Origin of the sequence: Anaerotignum lactatifermentans DSM 14214 (assembly GCF_900142265.1) — a bacterium.
Classification (GTDB): Bacteria; Bacillota; Clostridia; order Lachnospirales; family Anaerotignaceae; genus Anaerotignum; species Anaerotignum lactatifermentans.
The window spans coordinates 1-21461 of record NZ_FRAH01000048.1 but is presented as its reverse complement, the minus strand read 5'-3'; the positions used below and the strand labels follow the sequence as shown (position 1 = coordinate 21461).

Genomic DNA, 21461 nt, shown 5'->3' with positions numbered 1-21461 from the left:
ATTTTTTAGGATTTTTTTAAATATAATACAACAGTAAAGAAAAGGTTGTCGGAAATGAAGGAAAAAGGTATAATAAGTAAGATTGAGAAATCAAAGGAGGAAGCTAGATATGGATGAACACAGCAATCGAAGCGATGAACAGGCAAGCCAGCAGCAAAGCCGCACACCTGAACAGCGACGTTCGATGCAAAGAGATATGGAAGAAGAATTTTCCACCACTTATTTTCCCCGCAGGGACAGAAGCAATACTACCTATTATGGACAGCATTCTTCCCGCACTGCTGTACCACGGGAAAAAGCGAAAGTGAAAGAAGAAAAACCGACAGAGCCTCTGATCACAGAGGAAACCGGCATTACCAAAGTACCCAAAAGAGATGCGGAATTTGAAAACACATATGTTCCACGCAGAGCTTCCAGAGAAGATGAATGGAACAGCCGAATCGAAAGGGAACTGCAGGAAACTGCCATGTACCGGAAAAGTGAACCTGCAAGGGAACGCAGAGAAACTGCCCGTAAAGAAACAACACGACGGGATACTACACGCAGAGAAAATGCGCATAGAGAAACGGTATATCGTGAACCCAGCAGCCGAACCATGTCAGATCGTTCCAAACAGAAAAAACATAAGCGGAAAATGACAAAAGGCTTCAAAGGCTTTATTGTTCTTGTGGTTGCCTTCATTATTGGCTTCTGTTCTTTCCAGTTCATGAAAAGCATCATGATGATGGATGGCAGCACAGAAAACCTCACTGGTGAAACCGTTTCTGTTACCATTCCTTCTGGTTCTACCACATCGGATATTGCGAATATTCTGAAAGAACAGGGATTGATTTCCAATACCTTTACATTCCGCTTAAGCAGTAAAATCAATGGCTATGACGGTACTTATCAGATGGGTACTTATGATGTGGATACAGGTATGACACCAACACAGATCATGGCACTTCTGCAGTCCGGGGAAGTCAGCACCAAGAATAAACTGACTATTCCAGAAGGATACACTGTAAAACAGATTGCAGATCGTGTGGCTGAAACAGGCATCTGCACGGCAGAAGAATTTATCAACGAAGCCAATACAGGTACATTTCCTCACAGTTTCCTGAAGGATCTGCCTGATCGTGAATACCGTCTGGAAGGTTATCTTTTCCCGGATACTTATTTCCTGACAGAAAATATGACCGCTCATGAAATCATTTCCATGATGCTGGATCGCTTTGAACAGATGTATACACAGGAATATCAGGATGCTGTTGCAGCAAGCGGTCATACATTGGATGAAATTGTTACCATTGCATCTATGATTGAAAAAGAAATCACACTGGATGAAGAACGCGCAAGAGCTGCAGGCGTTATCTATAATCGTTTGGAACAGGATATGTCTTTGGGTATTGACGCAACTGTTCTGTATGCCGTTGGTAAAACAGGCGGCGAATTGACACAGGAAGATTTACAGACAGATTCTCCTTATAATACCCGACTGAACAAAGGTCTGCCTTTGGGACCTATCTCCAACCCTGGGGAAGCATCCTTTAAAGCAGCTTTGTATCCAGAAGATAACGACTATTTGTATTATGTGGTAGAGGCAGCTGGCAAGAGCAACCATGTATTCTGCAAGACCAATGAAGAATTCCTGGCTGCTAAAGAAAAATACCAGGCAAGCCTGACACAGTAATTTTGAGGAGCGAACAAAGAATGAATTATGTAACAGACGATACCATGAACGCTTATCTGCGTACGGTACAGCCCATGTATGATGGTGTTCTGGGGGAAATCCAGCGGGAAGCCATTGCGGCAGAAGTGCCCATCATCCCGCTGGAAACAGCAAGACTTTTGAGTGTGCTTTTGACTATGCAGAAGCCAAAACATATTTTGGAAATCGGTACTGCTGTGGGATTTTCTGCGGGACTTATGTGCCGCTACCTGCCAGAAGACGGTACCGTAACAACCATTGACCGGTTTGAAGTGATGCTGAAAGACGCGAGAGTAAACATCAAACGAATGGGACTGGAAAACAAAATCAAAATTCTGGAAGGCGATGCGGCAAATATCCTGCCCACGCTGGAAGGTCCTTATGATGTGATTTTCCTGGATGCGGCAAAAGGGCAGTATGGCAATTTCCTGCCGCACTGCCTGCGTCTGCTTCCTGTAGGTGGTCTGCTTATCGTAGATGACGTTCTGCAGGGCGGCACCATTGCGCAGACCCGTTTCAGCGTACCAAGACGACAGAGAACCATCCACAAACGCCTGCGGAACTTCCTGTGGGATATTACACATAATGACGCATTGGAAACTTCCATCATTCCCATCGGGGACGGCATGGCACTTTGCTATAAAAAGAAAGAAATTCCTGTAACACTAGAAGGAGAACAAAATGATGCAGAATAAAATCAAGCCGGAATTGCTGGCACCTGCCGGCGATCTGGAAAAATTAAAAATCGCGGTACTGTATGGCGCTGATGCTGTTTACATCGGCGGTGAAGCATACAGCCTGCGTGCAAAAGCGAAAAATTTCGATAAAGAAGCTATGGCGGAAGGTATCCGCTTTGCCCATGAACATGGCGCGAAAGTATATGTCACAGCTAATATCTTTGCTCACAATGCGGATTTTGAAGGCATGGCTGACTACTTCAAAGAAATCTACGAACTGGGTGCAGACGCTGTACTGATTTCTGATTTGGGAGTATTTGCTGTAGCAAGAGAAGCGGCACCTGATCTGGAAATCCATGTTTCTACACAGGCAAACAACACAAACTACCAGAGTGCTCGTATGTGGTATCAGCTGGGAGCAAGACGCGTGGTTGTTGCCAGAGAACTTTCTCTCCGTGAAATTCGTGAAATCCGTGAAAAAATTCCTGCGGATATGGAAATCGAAGCCTTTGTGCATGGCGCGATGTGCATTTCCTATTCCGGCAGATGCCTGCTAAGCAATTACCTCAGCGGTCGTGACGCCAATAAAGGTGCTTGTGCACATCCCTGCCGCTGGAAATACCACCTGGTAGAAGAAACACGTCCCGGCGAATATATGCCCATCGAAGAAAACGAAAGAGGCACATATATCTATAACTCTAAAGACCTTTGCATGATCGACCATATTCCTGATCTGATCGATGCAGGCGTTGTCAGCCTGAAAATCGAAGGCAGAATGAAAACACCTTTCTATGTTGGTACGGTTATTAAAGCATATCGTCAGGCAATTGATGATTACTTTGAAGATCCAGCAAAATATGAACAGAAACGCGAATACTATCTGGATGAAGTATCCAAAGCAAGCCATCGCGATTACACAACTGCATTCTACTATGGCAGACCCGACGGTAACCAGCAGGTTTATACCAATAATTCTTATATCCGCCCTTATGACTTCATTGGCGTGGTACAGGAAGCAAGTGATGCAGAAGGCTATGCATGGATTGAACAGCGCAATAAATTCTCTGTAGGCGAAGAAATTGAAGTGATGCCTGCAAAAGGTCCTTCATTCTCTATGACCGTAACAGAAATTTATAATGAAGCTGGCGAATCTGTTGAATCTGCACCGCATCCTCAGGAAAAACTGCGAGTGAAATTCTCCCAGCCAGTACAGCCTTTTGATATGATGCGTAAATTTCTTTCGGATACGAAATAAAAAAACTTGATTTTCAATGGATTTCCATTTATGCTAATAAGTGTAACAATTTAGTAAAGGAAAAGGATAGGGCTTATGGAATTAACACAATGTATTAACTACTTGCTCACAACTGCACAGCATTCTGTGTTTCAGTATCTGAACGGAAAGTTATCGGAATATGATGTAACACCTTCTCAGTATGGGGTGCTGAGTTGTCTTTGGCAGCGTGAATTCGCAACACCAAAGCAGATTTCTGAGATTCTTTGTCTGGAAACTTCCACCATTTCTGGTGTACTGGATAGAATGCAGAAAAAAGGACTTATTGACCGTGTAATCAATCGGGATGACAGACGGGAAGTGCGTGTAGTACCTACAGAGAAAGGAAAAGCATTGCAGGAACCCATATCCAAAATCATAGATGAAGTCAATGAAGAAGTGTTGAAGTGTTTTACGGAAGATGAAGTGGCATTGCTGAAAAATCAGCTGCGCATCATTGCAGAAGGGAAGCATTTCTAATTTCATACGATTTATAGAAGCAGGTGTTTATCGCCTGCTTTTTCTTTATGTATCAGGGCATTAGCCCTGTTTATGCTCTAAGGCACGGCAAAGTTTCTGCAGTGCCTTTTTTTCAATTCTGGAAACATACGAACGGGAGATACCAAGTTTTCTGGCTATTTCCTGCTGGGTCAGTGCATCATATTTGCCTAATCCATATCTCAGGCATACAACAAATCGTTCCCGCGGTGTCAGAACTTTCTCGATGGCGACCATCAATTTTTGAGATTCTATGGCAAAATCCAATTCAGCTGCAAAATCGGGTGCATCTGTATTGATGATATCCAGCATAACAATTTCATTTCCATCGCGATCAGTCCCTACAGGTTCATAAAGAGAAATTTCGTTCTGGGTTTTCTTGACAGCGCGTAAATGCATCAGGATTTCATTTTCAATGCACCTGGATGCGTAAGACGCCAACTTGCTTTTCTTCTCTGGTTTAAAAGTCTGAATGGCTTTGATCAGCCCAACTGTTCCGATAGAAATCATTTCCTCTGTATCTTTTGGAGAAGTGGTATATTTTTTAGCAATGTGTGCTACTAAGCGCAGATTGTGTAAAATTAGCCTTTCTTTTGCCTCTGCTTTTTCTTTTTCCGTACCTTGAAAGTAAATCTCCAGCGTTTTCTGTTCCTCCTGAGAAGAAAGCGGTTTTGGAAAAGATCCGCTTCCACTACATGCACATGCTCCCATCAGACAAAAAAATGCCAGCAGCAAAATCGCCACCCCCGTTTTTGCGATTGATTTATTCTATGCAGATGCCCTTTTGTCTGTGCCTGTCAGAGAATGTTTGAATCTGTCCTTTTTCGCAGGGACAAGAGAGGACATGGCAGAATTTGCAGGACGAAACATCAAAAAATCAAGACAAAATCAGGTATAGTGGAAGTCGAGAGGAGGAAAATTATGGAGATAACATGGAAAACATTGGATCATATTTTGATGGTAAAAATTTGCGGTGACATAGATCATCATACCTGTGAAATGCTGCGTCAGCAGGTAGATCAGGCATTGGAAAGCACCAACAGCCGAAGTATTTTGTTCAGTTTTGCACAAGTATCATTTATGGACAGTTCCGGCATTGGCGTGCTCATTGGACGGTATAAACTGGTACAGCGTTTGGGCGGCAGAATTGCCGTTGCTTGCCCCAGTGATCGTGTTAGAGAGATTTTTCGTCTATCTGCCCTTGATAAACTTTTTCCGTTTTTTGAAACAGAAGAAGCCGCTCTTGCGGATTTGAAAGGGGGAAATCAGAAATGAAAAATCAAATGCGGATTTTTTTCGACGCTGTTTCAGAAAATGAAGCCTTTGCCAGATTGGTGGCAGCAGGATTCTTTGCTCAGCTGAATCCCACATTGGCAGAAATCACAGATGTAAAAACAGCAGTGTCAGAAGCAGTTACAAACGCCATCATTCACGGGTATGAAGGAAAAGGCGGAACCGTTGAGCTGTTTTGTGCATACGATGAAAATAGACTACAGATAGAAGTGGCTGACAGAGGCATTGGTATACCAAACATTGCGCAGGCAATGGAACCTCTGTATACATCAAAGCCTGAACTAGAACGTTCCGGCATGGGATTCACCATCATGGAAACTTTTATGGACAAAATGCGTGTAGAAAGTATTCCACATTTCGGTACCAGAGTATATATGGAAAAAGACCTCAAAACGGAATGAGGTGACAGCCTTGGATCGAACACGGGAATTCATTCGTCAGGCACAGGAAGGAAATCAGGAAGCAAAAGAAATTATACTTCGGGAAAATGCAGGATTGATTTGGAATATTGTAAAACGCTTTTATGGACGGGGATATGACCCAGAGGATTTGTACCAAATTGGTGCCATTGGTCTACTTAAATGTATCGATAATTTTGATTTTACCTATGATGTAAAATTCTCCACCTATGCTGTTCCTATGATTATGGGAGAAATTCGTCGTTTTTGCAGGGATGACGGCATGCTGAAAGTCAGCCGTACACTCAAAACTCTGGCAGCACAAGCGGCGCAAATGCGGGAAAAAATGACAAAAGACCTGGGTCGCGATATTACACTGCAGGAATTGGCAGATGGTCTTGGAATCGCTTTAGAAGAACTTTTGCCTGCATTGGAAGCAACAAAAGATGTGGAAAGCCTATCCACATCTTTGTTTGAAGGAGAAAACGGCAAAAAGACAGAGTTGGAAGACAGACTTGGGAAAAGGGAAGAAGAAGAAATTGTAAACCGGCTGTTTCTGGAAGAAGCCTTAAACACACTACCACAGAGAGAGCGGCAGATTTTAATGCTGCGTTATTTTGGAGATTTGACTCAAAGCCAAATTGCTGCACGCCTTGGCATATCACAAGTACAGGTTTCCAGAATTGAGAAACGTGTATTATCGCAAATGCGAGAAAAATACAGGAATCAAAGAGGATAATAAAAAAGGATTTCACCCCAAACTGGAGGAAATCCTTTTCTCTTATCAATCTATTTTGCGGCCACATTTCGGGCAAAATGTAAAATCATCAGACAGTAAGTAACCACATTCGGGGCAATGATGATCCTGATAAGGATTAGACCCAATAATGGTCAAATCATCGTCTTCCAACGTCACAGATTCTCCTCTGGCAATGGCTTCGCCTTTTTCCTTCGGAATGGAAAATACTGTATTACAGCAACTAGACACAGCAAAATACTGCCGATTCCACTTGAAAATCGGAATGAAAAAGAACGTAAAGCAAGTATAGGTCATAAATACGGAAATACTGCCATAACGACCGCATTTTTTGCAGATAATGGTTTGTATAAAGTCAAGGGCTTTCTGTGCCGTATTGATGCCGCCAATAAAAATCATAAAAACACCTCATTTTGTAAGAAAATCATTATTTTTTCGGATTCTATTTTACTTCGGTTGATATCCATGATAAAATATTTCCAAATAAATTGCAACGGATTTTTCAGAAAGGAAGGATTGGATATGAAAGTAGCAAAATTGGTATTGAGCGCAGTATCTTTGGCAGTAGCAGCGGGTATGTTAACCTTGTCAATCATTGATATGTTCACCAACGAAGAATACTAAAAAAACTGTTTTTCTCGGAATAAAAGGTATAATGCATACAATATTGGGGCAAAATCTGAGAAAACAGGCAGATTCAAGAAAAAATACGCAAAAAATTCCAAAAAAATGCAAAGATTTTCTTTGTAGAAATGAAATTTTGTGGTATACTATGGAAGTGGGCGGTTGCACTGCCGAGATAAATTCGCAGCCGCATCATTGAAAAGAAAAAAGAGGAGGAATTGAATATGGTAAAAGTTGGTATTAACGGATTTGGTCGTATTGGTCGTCTGGTATTTCGTGCTGCGATCGAAAGAGGCGATGTAGAGGTTGTTGCAGTAAATGATCCTTTCATCGATCTGGATTACATGATGTACATGCTGAAATACGATTCCGCACACGGTCGTTTCAACGGCAAAATGGAAGCAAAAGACGGCAAACTGGTTGTTGAAGGTCATGAAGTAACAGTTTTCAACTGCATGGATCCCAAAGACATCCCTTGGAAAGAAGCTGGTGCTGAATACGTACTGGAATCCACAGGTCTGTTCACAACAATGGATAAGGCATCTGCTCACTTCAACGGTGGCGCGAAAAAAGTTATCATTTCCGCTCCTTCCGCAGACGCTCCTATGTTCGTTATGGGTGTAAACAACGAAACATATACAAAAGATATGACAATCGTTTCCAACGCATCCTGCACAACAAACTGCCTGGCACCTCTGACAAAAGTTATCGACGATAACTTCGGTGTAGTAGAAGGTCTGATGACAACAGTTCATTCCACAACAGCTACACAGAAAACAGTTGACGGTCCTTCCAAGAAAGACTGGAGAGGCGGTCGTGCTGCTTCTGCAAACATCATCCCTTCCAGCACAGGTGCTGCAAAAGCTGTAGGTAAAGTTATCCCTCACCTGAACGGCAAACTGACAGGTATGTCCTTCCGTGTACCTACAATCGACGTATCTGTTGTTGACCTGACATGCCGTCTGGAAAAACCCGCAACATACGAAGAAATCAAAGCAGCTATCAAACATGCTTGCGAAAACGAAATGAAAGGCATCATGGAATACACAGATGAAGATGTTGTATCCTCCGACTTCCTGTCTGATGCACATACTTCCATCTTCGACGCAAAAGCTGGTATCGCTCTGAACGACAACTTCGTAAAACTGGTTGCATGGTATGACAACGAATGGGGTTACAGCAACAAAGCTCTGGACCTGATCAAACACATGTACAAAGTAGATAACGAATAATTTCTTATCTGATTCACAGAGATATTTTGAGAGCCAAAGGATTTATCCTTTGGCTCTTTTTTGTGGCATCATTGCAAAATAAAAACCACTGCCAGCTTTCTGACAGTGGTTCTATATTATGCTTCTTTTTCGAAGCGTTTTTTCAATACAACATAGTGGTTGTAATTGCTTTTGTCCCCGCCGTTATCCGGGAAAAGACAGAAGGGAAGGCTATCTGTATCTCTGTGTTTTTTCACGCAGTCGCAACATTTTCCATGATTAGGGCAGGTTATTTTAGGACAAGCGCATTCTGTAACATTAGGACAACTCATGCCATAACCTCCTTTAACAATTCCGCAATTTCTTCTGCTTTTGCCACTCTGCCAGCAATCAATACCTTTTGGTCATACACCAATGCAGGGGTTGTCATAACGCCATATGCGGCAATTTTGCTGAAATCTGTAACATGTTCTACAGGCATTTCTTTGCCAAGCATCTTCAAGGCTTCTACTGTGTTATCTTCCAAGGTGTTGCATTTTGCACAGCCGCTTCCTAAGATTTTTACCAAGGAAGATACCTCTACTTTTTCCGTTTTTTTCTTACCAAATAAACCCATTTTGAAAACTCCTTTCTAATTTAAAACATAAATGCGCAAGCATTAAATAAATAACCAATAAAAATAATACCAATTGTAACGATAACGGTAAATGTAAACAGCAGCTTAGGTTTCACTGCCTTTCTCAGCATAATCAAAGAAGGCAGGGAAAGAGCTGTTACAGCCATCATAAAGGATAAGACAGTACCTAGTCCAGCGCCCTTAGCAAACAGACTTTCTGCTACGGGTATTGCGCCAAAAATATCAGCATACATGGGAACACCAACCAGAGTGGCAAGGGGAACGGAATACCAATGACTGCCTCCCAGAAGTGCTTCCACATATCTTGTTGGAATGAAATTGTGAATGGCAGCCCCAATCCCTACACCAACAAAAATATACGGTGCTACCTTCTTTATAGTCGATGCCAACTGCTCTTTGGCATATATAATTCGATCTCTTCGTGTCAAAGATTCGGCTTCTAAATCAATTGCAGGGGCAGAGCGGATAAAATCTTCCACATAAGCCTCCATGCCCATTTTTTCAATCAGAAGGCCACCCAACACAGCCAATACCAATCCAACAATGACATAAGCCACGGCAATTTGAAGTCCGAAAATGCTGGTAATCAAAATCAAAGAACCAAGATCTACCAGTGGAGAGGAAATCAAAAAAGAAAACGTAATCCCAACCGGCAAGCCTGCACTAGTGAATCCAATGAAAAGGGGAATGGATGAACAGGAACAAAAAGGTGTTACGGTTCCCAGCAGTGCAGCAAAAATATTGGCTGATATTCCACGAAACTTTGACAAGATTTGTTTTGTTCTTTCCGGCGGAAAATAACTTTGAATATAAGAAATACCAAAAATCAATACAGAAAGCAAAATGAAGATTTTGATCACATCATAAAAGAAGAATTGCAAACTTCCTCCAAGTCTGCTTTCCAAGTCCAATCCCAATCTAGAGAGTAAATTGCCAATGATAACATTTAGCCATTTCATGCCAAGAATTTGATTTTGAATGAAATTCCATACTTCCAAATGAATAACCTCCAATACATTTATATATTTAAATTTATCTATTTATTGAATAAAGAAATATAATTTTTTATTCTTCACTTGTAAAAATTACGTCATCTTTCTTCATTTCAGCAGTTGTCTGTAAAAATGCAGCGATTTTTTCAAATTGATCAGCATTTAATCGATAGTGCATCCATTTGCCTTCTTTTCTTCCTACCACCAAATCTGCATCACACAGAATTTTCATATGATGGGAGAGGGTAGGCTGCGTAATATGCATTTCATCTAACAGCATACAAGCACATCTTTCCTGACCCTGAAGCATTCCTAAAATCCGCAATCTGTTTTCATCTCCAAGGGCTTTAAAAATCTTTGCCAGTTGATTCGGTTGTTCCATCATGTTCTCACCTCATATTTATATTTGTCTATATAAGTACATAAAACACATCGATAATTGTCAATATATAAATACATATCTTCATAAAAATCTTTTAAAGAAAGTGGGGGAGTGAAATAAAAAAGGATGGGAATATTTCATCCCATCCTTGTATATGTTCCTGATTCTTATTTGAAGTATCTGTTGTACAGACCCAAGAATGCTTTGCCGTGTCTAGCTTCGTCACGACCCATTTCGTGTACTGTGTCATGGATTGCATCCAGGTTAGCCAGTTTTGCACGTTTAGCCAGATCGAATTTACCAGCGCAAGCACCGTTTTCAGCATCGATACGCAGTTCCAGGTTTTTCTTTGTGGAGTCTGTTACAACTTCGCCCAGCAGTTCTGCAAATTTAGCAGCATGTTCAGCTTCTTCCCAAGCAGCTTTTTCATAGTACAGACCTACTTCAGGGTAGCCTTCTCTATGAGCAACTCTTGCCATAGCCAGGTACATACCAACTTCTGTGCATTCGCCTTCGAAGTTAGCTCTCAGGTCAGCCATGATGTCTTCGCTGGAACCCTGTGCAACACCTACAACGTGTTCAGCAGCCCATTCCATTTCGCCTTCCTTCTGTTCAACGAACTTATCAGCGCCAACATGGCAAACAGGACATTCTGCAGGAGCAGAGTCACCAACATGAACATAACCACATACGGAACAAACAAATTTTTTCATAATCATTTTCCTCCTTGAATTTAAAATATATGTAAAATCGAAGTAAACTATTGTTACTTGATAATTATTATAATTTAGAAACTTCTGTTTGTCAATCCATTTTATAAAAAAATATGAAAATTTGCAAAAAAACCTGAATCTATGATAAACTAGTAAAGCAAAAGGAGGGATTTCATATGAAGTCACTAGAAATAAACCAGATTTATCATGGTTTTCAATTGAAAAAAAGCGAAAAATTGGAAGATATTTCTGCCACAGGATATCTGTTTACCCATTTGAAAAGTGGCGCTAGACTTTGCTATATCGAAACAGAAGATAACAATAAAGTATTTTCTGTTTCCTTTAAAACACCGCCTGATAACGATTGCGGAACACCTCATATTCTAGAACATTCTGTGCTGTGCGGCTCTCGGAAGTATCAGGCAAAGGATCCATTCAACGAATTGGCAAAAGGCTCTTTGAATACATTTCTGAATGCTATGACATATGCAGATAAGACCATGTATCCCATTGCCAGCTGCAATGAAAAAGACTTTCACAATATGATGGATGTATATCTGGATGCAGTTTTTTATCCTAATATTTACACCAAGAAAGGGATTTTTCTGCAAGAAGGCTGGCGTTATGCAGATGGCGGAAATTCTCCGGAGATCACAGGCGTTGTCTTTAACGAAATGAAAGGGGCATTATCTGATCCTGAAAGCAGACTTGCTGGCGTGATTGCACGCAGCATGTTTGGCAATACCACATACGGCATGGAATCCGGTGGGGATCCTGACGCCATCCCTAATTTGACTTATGAAGCATTTCTGGATTTCCACAGAAAATACTATCATCCATCCAATGCATATTTCTATCTTTATGGGGATATGGATGTTTTCTCCTGCTTGGAACACATTGATTCGGCATATCTGTCTGACTTTACAGAATCCAATGATCTGCCGGTCATTACAGAAACAACTGTTCCACATGCTATGGAATGGATCAGTGATACTTATCCCGCAGAAGAGAATGAAAAAGATCTGGACAAAGGTTATTTTGCCTATAATATTAAGGTAGGAAAATGTACAGACCCGAAACGGATATTGGCGATGCAGCTAGTAGGTTATCTTTTGCTGGAAACAAATGCTTCACCTTTGAAAAACGCACTTCGTGACGCAGACGTTTGTGAAGAAGCTGAGGGTTACTTTGATTCTTCCACATATGAAATGATTTACAGCATCATCGCCAAAAAAGGCAGAAAACAAGATGCCGAAAAATTCAAAGCAATTGTTGAAGATGTTCTCAAGGATTTGTCTATCCACGATTTTGATCCTGAACTTCTCCAGGGCGGCATCAAAAAACTGGAATTTTTGCTCCGTGAAGAAGATTATGGTTCCAGACCTAAAGGTCTTATTTACAACACACGTTTGATGAAAAGCTGGCTGCATGGAGAAAATCCCTTTGAAAGTCTGCGTCAGATTGAAATATTTGAGGAATTAAAAGCAGAGATCAAAAACGGATATTTGAAGCAGTTTATAAAAGAAGTTCTTTTGGACAATTCGGAAAAAACATGGATTATATTTATGCCTGAAGAAGGCAAACAGCAGAAAGACGATGCTGCCTTTGCAGAAAAGATTTCTGCACGCATCGCAGCAATGACACCTGCGGAAAAACAGCAGTTAACAGAAGACAAAAAGGCTCTTTCTGATTTCCAGGATACAGAGGACACACCCGAAATATTGGCACAGATTCCATTGCTGCAAAGAGAAGACATTTCTCCGGAGCCGCAGAAAATAACATTTACAGAAGAAAAACAAGAGGATGTTCCTTTCATCCATCTGCCATTGCAAGCAAAAGGAATTGATTATGTTGAAATTTGCTTTGAAACAAATCATTTGCCTAAAGAACTTGTTCCGTATTCTGGACTGCTTGCGGAAGTTCTCAGCAAGTTAGATACCCAAAAAACAGATTTTGCAGCTTTGCCTAAAAAGATCGACCAGATTTTTGGCGGACTTTCTTTCTCTAATGATATTTACAGTAAAAATCAGCAGGAATATCGTGCTTTTGTTGGCATCAATTTCAAGGTGCTTTCTGAAGATCTGACAAAAGCTTTTGATTTTATCAAAGAAGTCATTTTCAGCAGTGATTATACCGCTGTACAAAGTCTGAAAAAAATCGTACAATCTGCAAGATTAAAAGGCGAATCCTTCTTCCAGAATCAATCCCACTTGGCAGCAATCTATCGGAGCCGCAGTGCTGTTTCTGCTGGCGCAGCTGTAAAAGAACAGACATCCGGTATTGCTTATTTTCATTTCTTAAGGGAAATCGAAAATCTTCTGGATGAAAATCCTGCATTTGTTACTGCACAATTAGAAAAAACAGCAAAATTGGTATTTACTAAGGAAAATGTTACTGCAATTCTTGGATGTGATCCATCTAAATCCGAACATCTGACAAAGACATTTATTGATTTTGTCCACGAATTGTATACAGAAGAGTGCAGGGGAGAAGGAGAGCGATTTACTGCAGTTCCTCGAAAAGAAGCTTTCTCCATAGCATCTCGTGTACAATACAATATCAAGGCATGGGATTTGGCAGAAATGCAGCAGAAATACAGTGGCAAAATGCAGGTTTTAAAAACCATACTGACATTGGAATATCTCTGGACACATATTCGTATTCAAGGCGGCGCATACGGCTGCGGCTGTAATTTCCAGAGAAATGGCAGCATTTATTTTTATTCATACCGTGATCCAAACCTGAAAAATACCTATGATATTTATGACCATCTTTGGGAAGAAATTGCTGATTTCCAGGCAGATGAACGCCAGATGACAAAATATCTGCTGGGAACCATCAATCGTTTTGATCAGCCAAAAACAAATGCTGAACTGATGGATTACGCAGCAGCCATGTATTTTACAGGTACAACACAGGAAATGCGCCAAAAAGAACGTATGGAAATTTTAGAAACCACCGCGGATGACATTCGGCAATTCAGTGGATTCTTAAAAGATTTGTCAGAGATATCTAATATCTGTACCATCGGTGGCAACGAAAAAATTAAAGCAGATGAAAACATATTTGAAACCATTCAGAATTTAATTTAAAAAAATTTTCTGGCAACAGCACATAGGTGAAATGATAAATCTATGTGCTGTTGCTATATAGCTATATAGCCAAATATGTTGAAAATTGCCCAGATTAAGACATGAAACCATAAACAGGGGACCTATAGAACGAAATCGTAATTCTTCGCAAAACGTAACTTTTGCGAAGAAAACGTAATATAAATTAATGATATGATGCCAATGACTCTTTGAGCCTCTATAGCTGCCATCCATACGGATCTTGTTTCTGCATTTTGTCATTTCCACTTCTTTTATACTTTTCTTCCATTTTCAATATAATATAAACAAATTTTGTTCTAGTAAATTTAAATGCAATTCCAACTTACTTTTTGTATTTTCAATTCTATATTTTCAAGCAGACAATTCTTATATTAATCTTATCAATTGAATTGTTTTCATCTTACAGATATTCAAAATATTTCCAATCACACGTAATAATTCTTTATCTATACCTGTTGCTTCTTTCCTCATAGTCCCATTTATTTACATAATATAGTTATGGTTAATTATTCTGTAAAAAAACAGACAACAAACAATTCCCTTGCCTGCTGTCTGTTCCATGAACCTATTTTTTAATAACTTACATTCGGTACACCCAGATAAGATGCCGGGTTCACATAAGAGCCATTTACCAATACGGAGAAATGACAATGGTTACCCGTAGAGTTACCGGTACTACCGCATTTTGCAATGGTTTGACCTCTGGATACTGTCTGACCCTTAGAAACAGTCAAAGATGAGTTATGACCATACAATGTAGTCAAACCACCACCGTGGCTGATCATAACTGTGTATCCATACCCATTCATCCAACCAGCATATGTAACAACGCCACTTTCTGCCGCAACAATTGAAGCGCCATAAGCTGCTGGAATATCATATCCACTATGAGATTCCCATCTGCCAGTTACAGGGTTGCTTCTCTGTACGAAACCACTGCTCAAACTGGAAGAAGAAGCACTCTTAGAAGGTACAGGCCATCCCAAAGTACCGTTACCAGTATAGTATACTGTGGTGCTTTCCTGCTGTTTTGCAATCTGATTCAAAACTTCCTGGTCTGCTTTTTTATTAGCTTCTACCAATTCTTCATATTTGTTTACATCGCTTTCATAAGATGCAATCAAAGTCTTTTTCTCATTTACAACTTCCTGCATACTAGCCATTTTTGCGTTGTAGTCAGCAACAATTTCTTCCTGTGCAGCTTTTTCTTCTTCAATCTGCGTTTTCTTTTCAGAAATCGTGTTCTGAATTTCCTGCAATTCATCTAACATCTGCTTATCATAAGCCATAATGTCATTTACGTACTGCATACGCAAAAACAAATCAGAAAAGCTCTGTGCATCCAATAAAATTTCCAAATATCCTGCTGCACCTTTCTGCTGCAGATATTTCATACGTTTTCCAAGAAGTTCAAACTGGTCGTCACGTTTTTGTGTTGCTTCTTCCAGATCTTTCTGGCATTGTTCCAATGAAGCTGTAATGGTTGCCAGGTCTGCTTCAGCTTTGTCCAATTCTGCCTGAATGCTGTTCATTGCCTGGTCCATTGTATTCAATTCTTCTTCCAGAGAAAGCTGTTTATCTTTCAGATCATCAATCGCTGCCAGAGCTTCCTCTGTTTTTTTAGAAAGTTCTTCTCTCTCTGCTTGCAGTTCTTTGACTGTTTTCGCATATACCAAACGGCTGTCAGGAATGACAGCAGTCAATATAAAAGCGGAAAGAAGAACGCACATGATTTTCTTATATGGATAAAATTTCATATTCTCGTCCTCTTACTTTTAGATTTTCTTTTTTTCGTCATGTTACATTATACTTGATTTTGACGGATTTTGAAAGACAAAATTGAAATGTTTAATTATTTATTAAGGAATTATTTCCTCCAATGTAACAATTTTAATGGACAAATGCGCCTTTTCCTCCAAAGTGCTGACGGAAATCATATAGTCGTCCCATTGGCAGGTGTGAAAATAGGAAGCTGGTGTTCCCATAAACTCTCGAAACTGCTCTCCATCCGATACAGAAAGTTCTTTTGCTTTTCGAAATATGCTGTCACCATGTAATTTCGTATAGCTTTCTTTTCTTGTCCATAATTCAAAAAAACATCTAATCTTATCCAAATCGTTTTGCTTTTTCCAAAAGGAAAAATCTGTTGGTGAAAGCATCTTTTCTGGAAATCTAGGCAATTCCTTACGGATTTGTTCCATATCAACGCCAATTTCGTGACAACTCCAAGCCAAAATAAGATAATCTCCACTATGAGAAATACTGAAGAAAAAATCTCCAATATCAGAAAAGTAAGGCTTGCCGTTTTTTCCATAAGCTAGATGAAAGGTATCTAATCCATGCAAATGGGCAACATATTCCAGCAGAATTCTTCCTCCCAAAAACGTTAATCGCTTTTTCTGTGATTTTATTTCTTCTATACCAATACGATCTGTTTCCGAAAGTAAATCTACCACTTTTTGTTGTATCTCTTCCTTTTGTAAAGATGCCAGCGAAAGCAAATAGACTTCCATATCACACCTCCTTTCAGACACACAAATAAGACGGTTGCCTTATTTGTTATGAGAACAACCGCCTTATTCTTTTTCACATATACCTAAATTATTTTGCAATAATGTTTACAATCTTGCCAGGTACATAGATTTCTTTTACGATAGTTTTGCCTTCCAGACGAGAAGCCAGAACTTCTTTAGCCTGTGCCAGAACGGAATCTTTGTCTGCATCAACGGAAACAACCATAGTGTCACGGAATTTACCACTAACCTGCAGAGCAATTTCTACAGTATCCTGTACCAGTTTGCTTTCGTCTACTTCAGGCCAACCTGCATCAAATACAGATTCAGCATGACCCAGTTCTTTCCACAGTTCTTCTGCAATATGAGGTGCGAAAGGAGCCAGCAGAACAACCAGTGTTTCCAGTGTCTGTTTGTCTACGCCGCCTTCTTTTTTGCCCAGATCAATGATCTTGTTGGTGTATTCCATGAAACCGCTGACAACAGTGTTCATTGTCAATGCTTCCAGACGATTTGTGATGTCATAAACCAGTTTGTTGCGCAGATATTCCATATCTTTGGAAGCTGTTACGTTCAGGTCTTTGTTGTTGTAAACCAGTTTCCATACACGGTTCAGGAAACGGAATACGCCGTCGATACCGCTGTCGTCCCAGTCACAATCCATTTCAGGGGGACCTACGAACAGTTCATACATACGCAGAGAGTCGCAGCCATAGTTCTGAACCAGATCGTCAGGAGAAACAACGTTGCCCAGAGATTTACTCATCTTGCTACCGTTCTTTGTGATCATACCCTGGTTGAACAGTCTCTGGAAAGGTTCTTCAAAAGGAACTGCACCGATGTCATACAGGAATTTTGTATAGAAACGAGCATACAGCAGATGCAGAACCGCATGTTCGATACCACCTACATACAGGTCAACAGGCGCCCATTTTTTCAGCATTTCCTGGCTAGCCAGTTCTTTGTCATTGTGGTTATCGACATAACGCAGGAAGTACCAGGAAGAACCTGCCCACTGAGGCATTGTATTTGTTTCTCTCTTCGCAGGACCACCACATTTCGGGCAAGTTGTATTTACCCATTCGTCGATGTGAGCCAGAGGAGATTCACCTGTATCTGTAGGTTTGTAGGATTCTACCTGAGGCAGCAGTACGGGCAGCTGATCTTCAGGAACAGCTACAGCGCCGCAGTGTTCGCAGTGAACGATGGGAATAGGTTCGCCCCAATATCTCTGTCTGGAGAATACCCAGTCACGCAGTTTATAGTTAACGGTCTTTTTGCCCAGACCTTTTTCTTCCATAATATGAGGAACCTTTTCTTTTGCTTCGAAAGCTTTCATACCATTCCAGTCGCCGGAGTTGATGATCACACCGTCACCTGTGTAAGCTTCTGTCAGCTCTTTTTCTTCTTCGCCTTCAGGCAGGATTACCTGAACGATAGGCAGATCGAATTTCTTAGCAAATTCGAAGTCACGTTCGTCATGAGCAGGTACACACATTACGGCACCAGTACCATAGTCAGCCAATACATAGTCTGCTACCCAAACAGGGATTTCTTTGCCATTTACAGGGTTTACACAGTAAGCGCCTGTGAATACACCAGTTTTTTCTTTGTTGGTCATACGATCAACGGAAGATTTTGTGGATGCATCAAAGCAGTATTTTTCAACAGCTTCTTTGCATTCAGGTGTTGTCAGTTCGGGAATATCTTTATATTCAGGAGCCAGTACCATGAAAGTACAGCCATGCAGTGTATCAGGTCTTGTGGTGTAAACTGTGATTTTCTTGTCACTGCCTACAACTTTGAAGTCTACTTCTGCACCATAGCTCTTGCCGATCCAGTCAGACTGCATCTTCTTAACTTTGTCAGACCAATCCAGAGTTTTCAGGTCTTCCAGCAGTCTATCAGCATATGCTGTGATTTTCAGCATCCACTGACGCAGGTTTTTCTTTGTAACAGTAGCGCCGCAACGTTCGCAAGTACCGTTGGTAGCTTCTTCGTTTGCCAGTACGCATTTACAGCTAGGGCACCAGTTCAAAGGCATTTCTTTTTCATAAGCCAGACCATGTTTGAACATCTGAACGAAGATCCACTGTGTCCATTTATAGTAATTGGGATCTGTTGTATCTACTTCTCTATCCCAATCATAAATTGCACTGATTTCATGCAGCTGTCTTTTTACGTTTGCAATGTTGTTTGCAGTTGCAATGCTGGGATGGATGTTGTTTTTGATCGCGAAGTTTTCTGCAGGCAGACCGAATGCGTCCCAGCCCATGGGATGCAGTACCTGATAACCCTGCAGCACTTTATATCTGCTGACTACGTCACTGAGAACGTAACCTCTCCAGTGACCTACATGCAGACCTGTGCCAGAAGGATAAGGGAACATATCCAGGCAGTAAAATTTAGGTTTTAAATCGTCTTCTTTGTTGATGGGATTCTTTTCCCATTCAGCACGCCATTTTTTTTCAATTTCTCTAAAATCATAACGCTGATTCATTTTGAATTCCTCCTTCGTGTTACAGTTTTGGGCACTGTCAAAAAAAAATCCCTCCATCTCGTTAGAGACGAAGGGACACTCCGTGTTACCACTCTAGTTTGTTTCCGAAGAAACACACTCTTATGCCCGATAACGGGGGCAGCCGTTGCCGTCTACTTACCAAAGGCGTTCCACGGAAAACTCAAAGGCCAGTTCCATTTTTCGCTCTGTCGTTTCACACCAACCAACGACTCTCTGGAATAAGCAACCAAATGTACTACTCCTTATCAATGTCTTTTCTCGAAAACATTTATACCATATTTACCAAAAGAAATCAAGTGATTTTATGGATTTTTTTCTAAATGAAGGAGAAAAGCCTCTCAAAAAGCTTGAAACGACAGTTTTCACACCAAAATTTGTATACATTTTCCAGAAAAAGCAGCTGCAACGTTTTTTCTTGCCTTTGCTACGCCAATTTATTTACATAATATAATTATGGTAATCAAAGAACGTATAAAAACATAAATGCTATATGGCATGCACTGCCGATCATCACAAATATATGGAAAATTTCATGGAATCCAAAACCAGCCAATGGCAGATTCGGTTTTTTCAATCCATATATAATAGCGCCAACTGTATAAGCCAGACCTCCTGCCAGAAGCAGCCCCACCCCATCCCAGGAAACTGCTCTCTGCAATGGAACGAAAGCAATGACTGCCAACCATCCCATGATAATATATAAAGATGTTGACAACCATCTTGGTGCCTGAATCCAGAATATTTTCATCACTGCACCGCCGATTGCCAAAATCCAAATCAAAGCAAGCATCGTCCATCCCCATGGTCCTGCCAGAGAAACAAGACATATAGGTGTATATGTGCCTGCTATCAGTACAAAAATCATAATGTGGTCTATTCTGCGCAGAAGTATTGTCTTTGCTTCAGAAACATATAAAGTATGATATATTGTGCTTGCACCATATAGAAGAACAAGGGACAAACCAAATATTGCAAAACCAATCACCTGTGTCATCGCATCTTGATGTGACGCTTGGAAAATCAAATCAAAAATACACGGGATACACGCTAATAACCCAATAAAATGCGTCAGTGCACTTACAGGATCTTTTATACCATTCTTTAACATCCTATCAACTCCTTATCTAGTATTAAATACTATATATTAAGATATTGATATATTAACACGTATTCCAAATAGTAACAAGAAGCAAAACACACAAAAATATTGAAACATAGTATGAAATACTATATAATAAATTTCAATAGGAAAAGGAGGGATTGCATGGGAACATACGAAGAAATTCTGGAAACCTTCAAAGAAAAGATCAAAACTGTTTCCGTTGTGGAAATTGCAGATATTCCCAAAATTGATTTATACATGGATCAGGTTACTACTTTTATGGATCAGGCGCTTGCCCCTTACAAACGTTCGTCTGATGGGAAAGTTTTGACAAAGACCATGATCAATAACTATACAAAGGCAAAGGTTCTTCCGCCGCCAGTGAAAAAGAAATATGGACGCACGCACATCATGCTGCTAATTATGATTTTTCATTTGAAATCTGTTTTATCCATAAAAGATATTGCGACTTTATTCCAGCCGATCTTTGCTCTTCCAACAAAAGAAGATGCTGAAAAGCAGACCGAAAAAATTTATGCTGGATTTATCTATTTGCAGAAGGCTACTCTTACATATATGCAGGCTTCTGCAGAAGGCATTATTGATGATACCCTTTTTCAGCAGAAAATCATGGCTAATTATGATGAGGAAATGAAAAAAATCATGTTAATTTTACTGTTAGCCATTCGGGCAAATGCAGAAAAACATCTTGCAGAAAAAGTATTGGATTTATATTTTTACTAAAAAAAGAAGTCAGAAACCAAAAATGTGAACTGCACCCCATTTGTTAGACAGTATGATATACTGAATAACAAGTGGGGTGATTTTTATGCCAAAAGGAGTACCAAATAAACGATATACACCAGAATTCAAGCAACTGGTGGTAGAAACGATGCGGGAAGAAGGTCTAAGTCTCAGTGAAACCATGAGAAGATTTAATATCAACTGTCTCGGTATTATTAAGCGCTGGAAGCGCATCTATCTTGAGGAGGGTCCAGAAGGTTTAGCGGTAGAACGACGGGGACGTAAAAATACAGGACAGCCAGCAAAGCTGCCTAAAGAGATAG

General features: G+C 40.4%; 22 protein-coding genes and 1 other annotated feature. Of the genes, 11 read left to right on the top strand and 11 right to left on the bottom strand.

Features of this window, described 5'->3' with window-relative positions:
- The first annotated feature begins 109 nt into the window (after nucleotides 1–109).
- The 4 genes from mltG to BUB35_RS12260 all read left to right on the top strand — a co-directional run bounded on the left by mltG (nucleotide 110) and on the right by BUB35_RS12260 (nucleotide 4120).
- Nucleotides 110–1672: an endolytic transglycosylase MltG gene (gene mltG, locus BUB35_RS12275; RefSeq protein WP_084730675.1), complete on the top strand. Its 1563-nt coding sequence runs from the start codon at nucleotides 110–112 to the stop codon at nucleotides 1670–1672.
- A 20-nt stretch (nucleotides 1673–1692) separates the two neighbouring features.
- Nucleotides 1693–2385 carry an O-methyltransferase gene (locus BUB35_RS12270; protein WP_072852171.1) on the top strand — a complete coding sequence of 231 codons (693 nt, stop codon included), beginning with the start codon at nucleotides 1693–1695 and terminating at the stop codon, nucleotides 2383–2385.
- Nucleotides 2372–3622, top strand: coding sequence for a peptidase U32 family protein (locus tag BUB35_RS12265; RefSeq protein ID WP_084730674.1), 1251 nt, complete (start codon nucleotides 2372–2374; stop codon nucleotides 3620–3622). Before BUB35_RS12270 ends, BUB35_RS12265 begins: the two co-directional genes overlap by 14 nt.
- A gap of 75 nt (nucleotides 3623–3697) precedes the next feature.
- Nucleotides 3698–4120 carry a MarR family winged helix-turn-helix transcriptional regulator gene (locus BUB35_RS12260; protein WP_072852167.1) on the top strand — a complete coding sequence of 141 codons (423 nt, stop codon included), beginning with the start codon at nucleotides 3698–3700 and terminating at the stop codon, nucleotides 4118–4120.
- A gap of 60 nt (nucleotides 4121–4180) precedes the next feature.
- On the opposite strand, the gene sigK is transcribed toward BUB35_RS12260, so the two are convergent.
- On the bottom strand, nucleotides 4181–4873 hold the full coding sequence (gene sigK / locus BUB35_RS12255; RefSeq protein ID WP_242949249.1) for an RNA polymerase sporulation sigma factor SigK: 693 nt from the start codon (nucleotides 4871–4873) through the stop codon (nucleotides 4181–4183).
- A gap of 186 nt (nucleotides 4874–5059) precedes the next feature.
- Here sigK and BUB35_RS12250 point away from each other — a divergent pair, with 186 nt between their 5' ends.
- From BUB35_RS12250 to BUB35_RS12240, 3 genes are read left to right on the top strand one after another with little or no spacing between them, the layout of a single operon-like run.
- Complete coding sequence (locus BUB35_RS12250; RefSeq protein ID WP_072852165.1) at nucleotides 5060–5413, top strand: STAS domain-containing protein; 354 nt, start codon at nucleotides 5060–5062, stop codon at nucleotides 5411–5413.
- Nucleotides 5410–5832 carry an anti-sigma F factor gene (gene spoIIAB, locus BUB35_RS12245; RefSeq protein ID WP_072852162.1) on the top strand — a complete coding sequence of 141 codons (423 nt, stop codon included), beginning with the start codon at nucleotides 5410–5412 and terminating at the stop codon, nucleotides 5830–5832. The genes BUB35_RS12250 and spoIIAB overlap by 4 nt, the downstream gene beginning before the upstream one ends.
- Nucleotide 5833: 1 nt before the next feature.
- Nucleotides 5834–6568 (top strand): SigB/SigF/SigG family RNA polymerase sigma factor, encoded by a 735-nt coding sequence (locus tag BUB35_RS12240; protein WP_334292967.1) that lies wholly within the window; start codon nucleotides 5834–5836, stop codon nucleotides 6566–6568.
- A 45-nt stretch (nucleotides 6569–6613) separates the two neighbouring features.
- On the opposite strand, the gene BUB35_RS12235 is transcribed toward BUB35_RS12240, so the two are convergent.
- Nucleotides 6614–6985 carry a zinc ribbon domain-containing protein gene (locus BUB35_RS12235; RefSeq protein WP_072852158.1) on the bottom strand — a complete coding sequence of 124 codons (372 nt, stop codon included), beginning with the start codon at nucleotides 6983–6985 and terminating at the stop codon, nucleotides 6614–6616.
- Nucleotides 6986–7434: 449 nt separating this feature from the next.
- Here BUB35_RS12235 and gap point away from each other — a divergent pair, with 449 nt between their 5' ends.
- Nucleotides 7435–8442 (top strand): type I glyceraldehyde-3-phosphate dehydrogenase, encoded by a 1008-nt coding sequence (gap, locus tag BUB35_RS12225; protein ID WP_072852154.1) that lies wholly within the window; start codon nucleotides 7435–7437, stop codon nucleotides 8440–8442.
- 116 nt (nucleotides 8443–8558) lie between these two features.
- On the opposite strand, the gene BUB35_RS12220 is transcribed toward gap, so the two are convergent.
- The 5 genes from BUB35_RS12220 to BUB35_RS12200 all read right to left on the bottom strand — a co-directional run bounded on the left by BUB35_RS12220 (nucleotide 8559) and on the right by BUB35_RS12200 (nucleotide 11145).
- Complete coding sequence (locus BUB35_RS12220; RefSeq protein WP_072852152.1) at nucleotides 8559–8753, bottom strand: hypothetical protein; 195 nt, start codon at nucleotides 8751–8753, stop codon at nucleotides 8559–8561.
- Complete coding sequence (locus BUB35_RS12215) at nucleotides 8750–9037, bottom strand: thioredoxin family protein (RefSeq protein WP_072852150.1); 288 nt, start codon at nucleotides 9035–9037, stop codon at nucleotides 8750–8752. The genes BUB35_RS12220 and BUB35_RS12215 overlap by 4 nt, the downstream gene beginning before the upstream one ends.
- 20 nt (nucleotides 9038–9057) lie before the next feature.
- Nucleotides 9058–10017 carry a permease gene (locus BUB35_RS12210; protein WP_087989597.1) on the bottom strand — a complete coding sequence of 320 codons (960 nt, stop codon included), beginning with the start codon at nucleotides 10015–10017 and terminating at the stop codon, nucleotides 9058–9060.
- A gap of 106 nt (nucleotides 10018–10123) precedes the next feature.
- Nucleotides 10124–10435: an ArsR/SmtB family transcription factor gene (locus tag BUB35_RS12205; protein ID WP_330391189.1), complete on the bottom strand. Its 312-nt coding sequence runs from the start codon at nucleotides 10433–10435 to the stop codon at nucleotides 10124–10126.
- A gap of 164 nt (nucleotides 10436–10599) precedes the next feature.
- The gene (locus BUB35_RS12200) at nucleotides 10600–11145 is read right to left on the bottom strand and encodes an NADH peroxidase (protein ID WP_072852146.1); all 546 of its coding nucleotides are present in this window, start codon (nucleotides 11143–11145) and stop codon (nucleotides 10600–10602) included.
- A gap of 176 nt (nucleotides 11146–11321) precedes the next feature.
- On the opposite strand from BUB35_RS12200, the gene BUB35_RS12195 reads away from it, so the two are divergent.
- The gene (locus BUB35_RS12195) at nucleotides 11322–14237 is read left to right on the top strand and encodes an insulinase family protein (protein ID WP_072852144.1); all 2916 of its coding nucleotides are present in this window, start codon (nucleotides 11322–11324) and stop codon (nucleotides 14235–14237) included.
- Between the two features lie 593 nt (nucleotides 14238–14830).
- Here BUB35_RS12195 and BUB35_RS12190 read toward each other — a convergent pair.
- The 4 genes from BUB35_RS12190 to trhA all read right to left on the bottom strand — a co-directional run bounded on the left by BUB35_RS12190 (nucleotide 14831) and on the right by trhA (nucleotide 20400).
- Nucleotides 14831–16015, bottom strand: a complete 1185-nt coding sequence (locus tag BUB35_RS12190) for a murein hydrolase activator EnvC family protein (RefSeq protein ID WP_072852143.1) — start codon at nucleotides 16013–16015, stop codon at nucleotides 14831–14833.
- A 102-nt stretch (nucleotides 16016–16117) separates the two neighbouring features.
- The gene (locus tag BUB35_RS12185; protein ID WP_072852141.1) at nucleotides 16118–16771 is read right to left on the bottom strand and encodes a 4'-phosphopantetheinyl transferase family protein; all 654 of its coding nucleotides are present in this window, start codon (nucleotides 16769–16771) and stop codon (nucleotides 16118–16120) included.
- Nucleotides 16772–16859: 88 nt separating this feature from the next.
- On the bottom strand, nucleotides 16860–19271 hold the full coding sequence (gene leuS / locus BUB35_RS12180) for a leucine--tRNA ligase (RefSeq protein ID WP_072852139.1): 2412 nt from the start codon (nucleotides 19269–19271) through the stop codon (nucleotides 16860–16862).
- A gap of 60 nt (nucleotides 19272–19331) precedes the next feature.
- Nucleotides 19332–19550: a binding site (T-box leader), on the bottom strand.
- A 202-nt stretch (nucleotides 19551–19752) separates the two neighbouring features.
- Nucleotides 19753–20400, bottom strand: a complete 648-nt coding sequence (gene trhA, locus BUB35_RS12170) for a PAQR family membrane homeostasis protein TrhA (protein ID WP_072852135.1) — start codon at nucleotides 20398–20400, stop codon at nucleotides 19753–19755.
- A 156-nt stretch (nucleotides 20401–20556) separates the two neighbouring features.
- Between trhA and BUB35_RS12165 the strand changes: the two genes are divergently transcribed.
- Together BUB35_RS12165 and BUB35_RS12160 are read left to right on the top strand one after the other, a co-directional pair.
- Nucleotides 20557–21138: a DUF1836 domain-containing protein gene (locus BUB35_RS12165; RefSeq protein WP_072852133.1), complete on the top strand. Its 582-nt coding sequence runs from the start codon at nucleotides 20557–20559 to the stop codon at nucleotides 21136–21138.
- A gap of 85 nt (nucleotides 21139–21223) precedes the next feature.
- Nucleotides 21224–21461 (top strand): helix-turn-helix domain-containing protein (locus BUB35_RS12160; protein WP_072852131.1); only part of this gene is annotated, 238 nt, incomplete at its 3' end.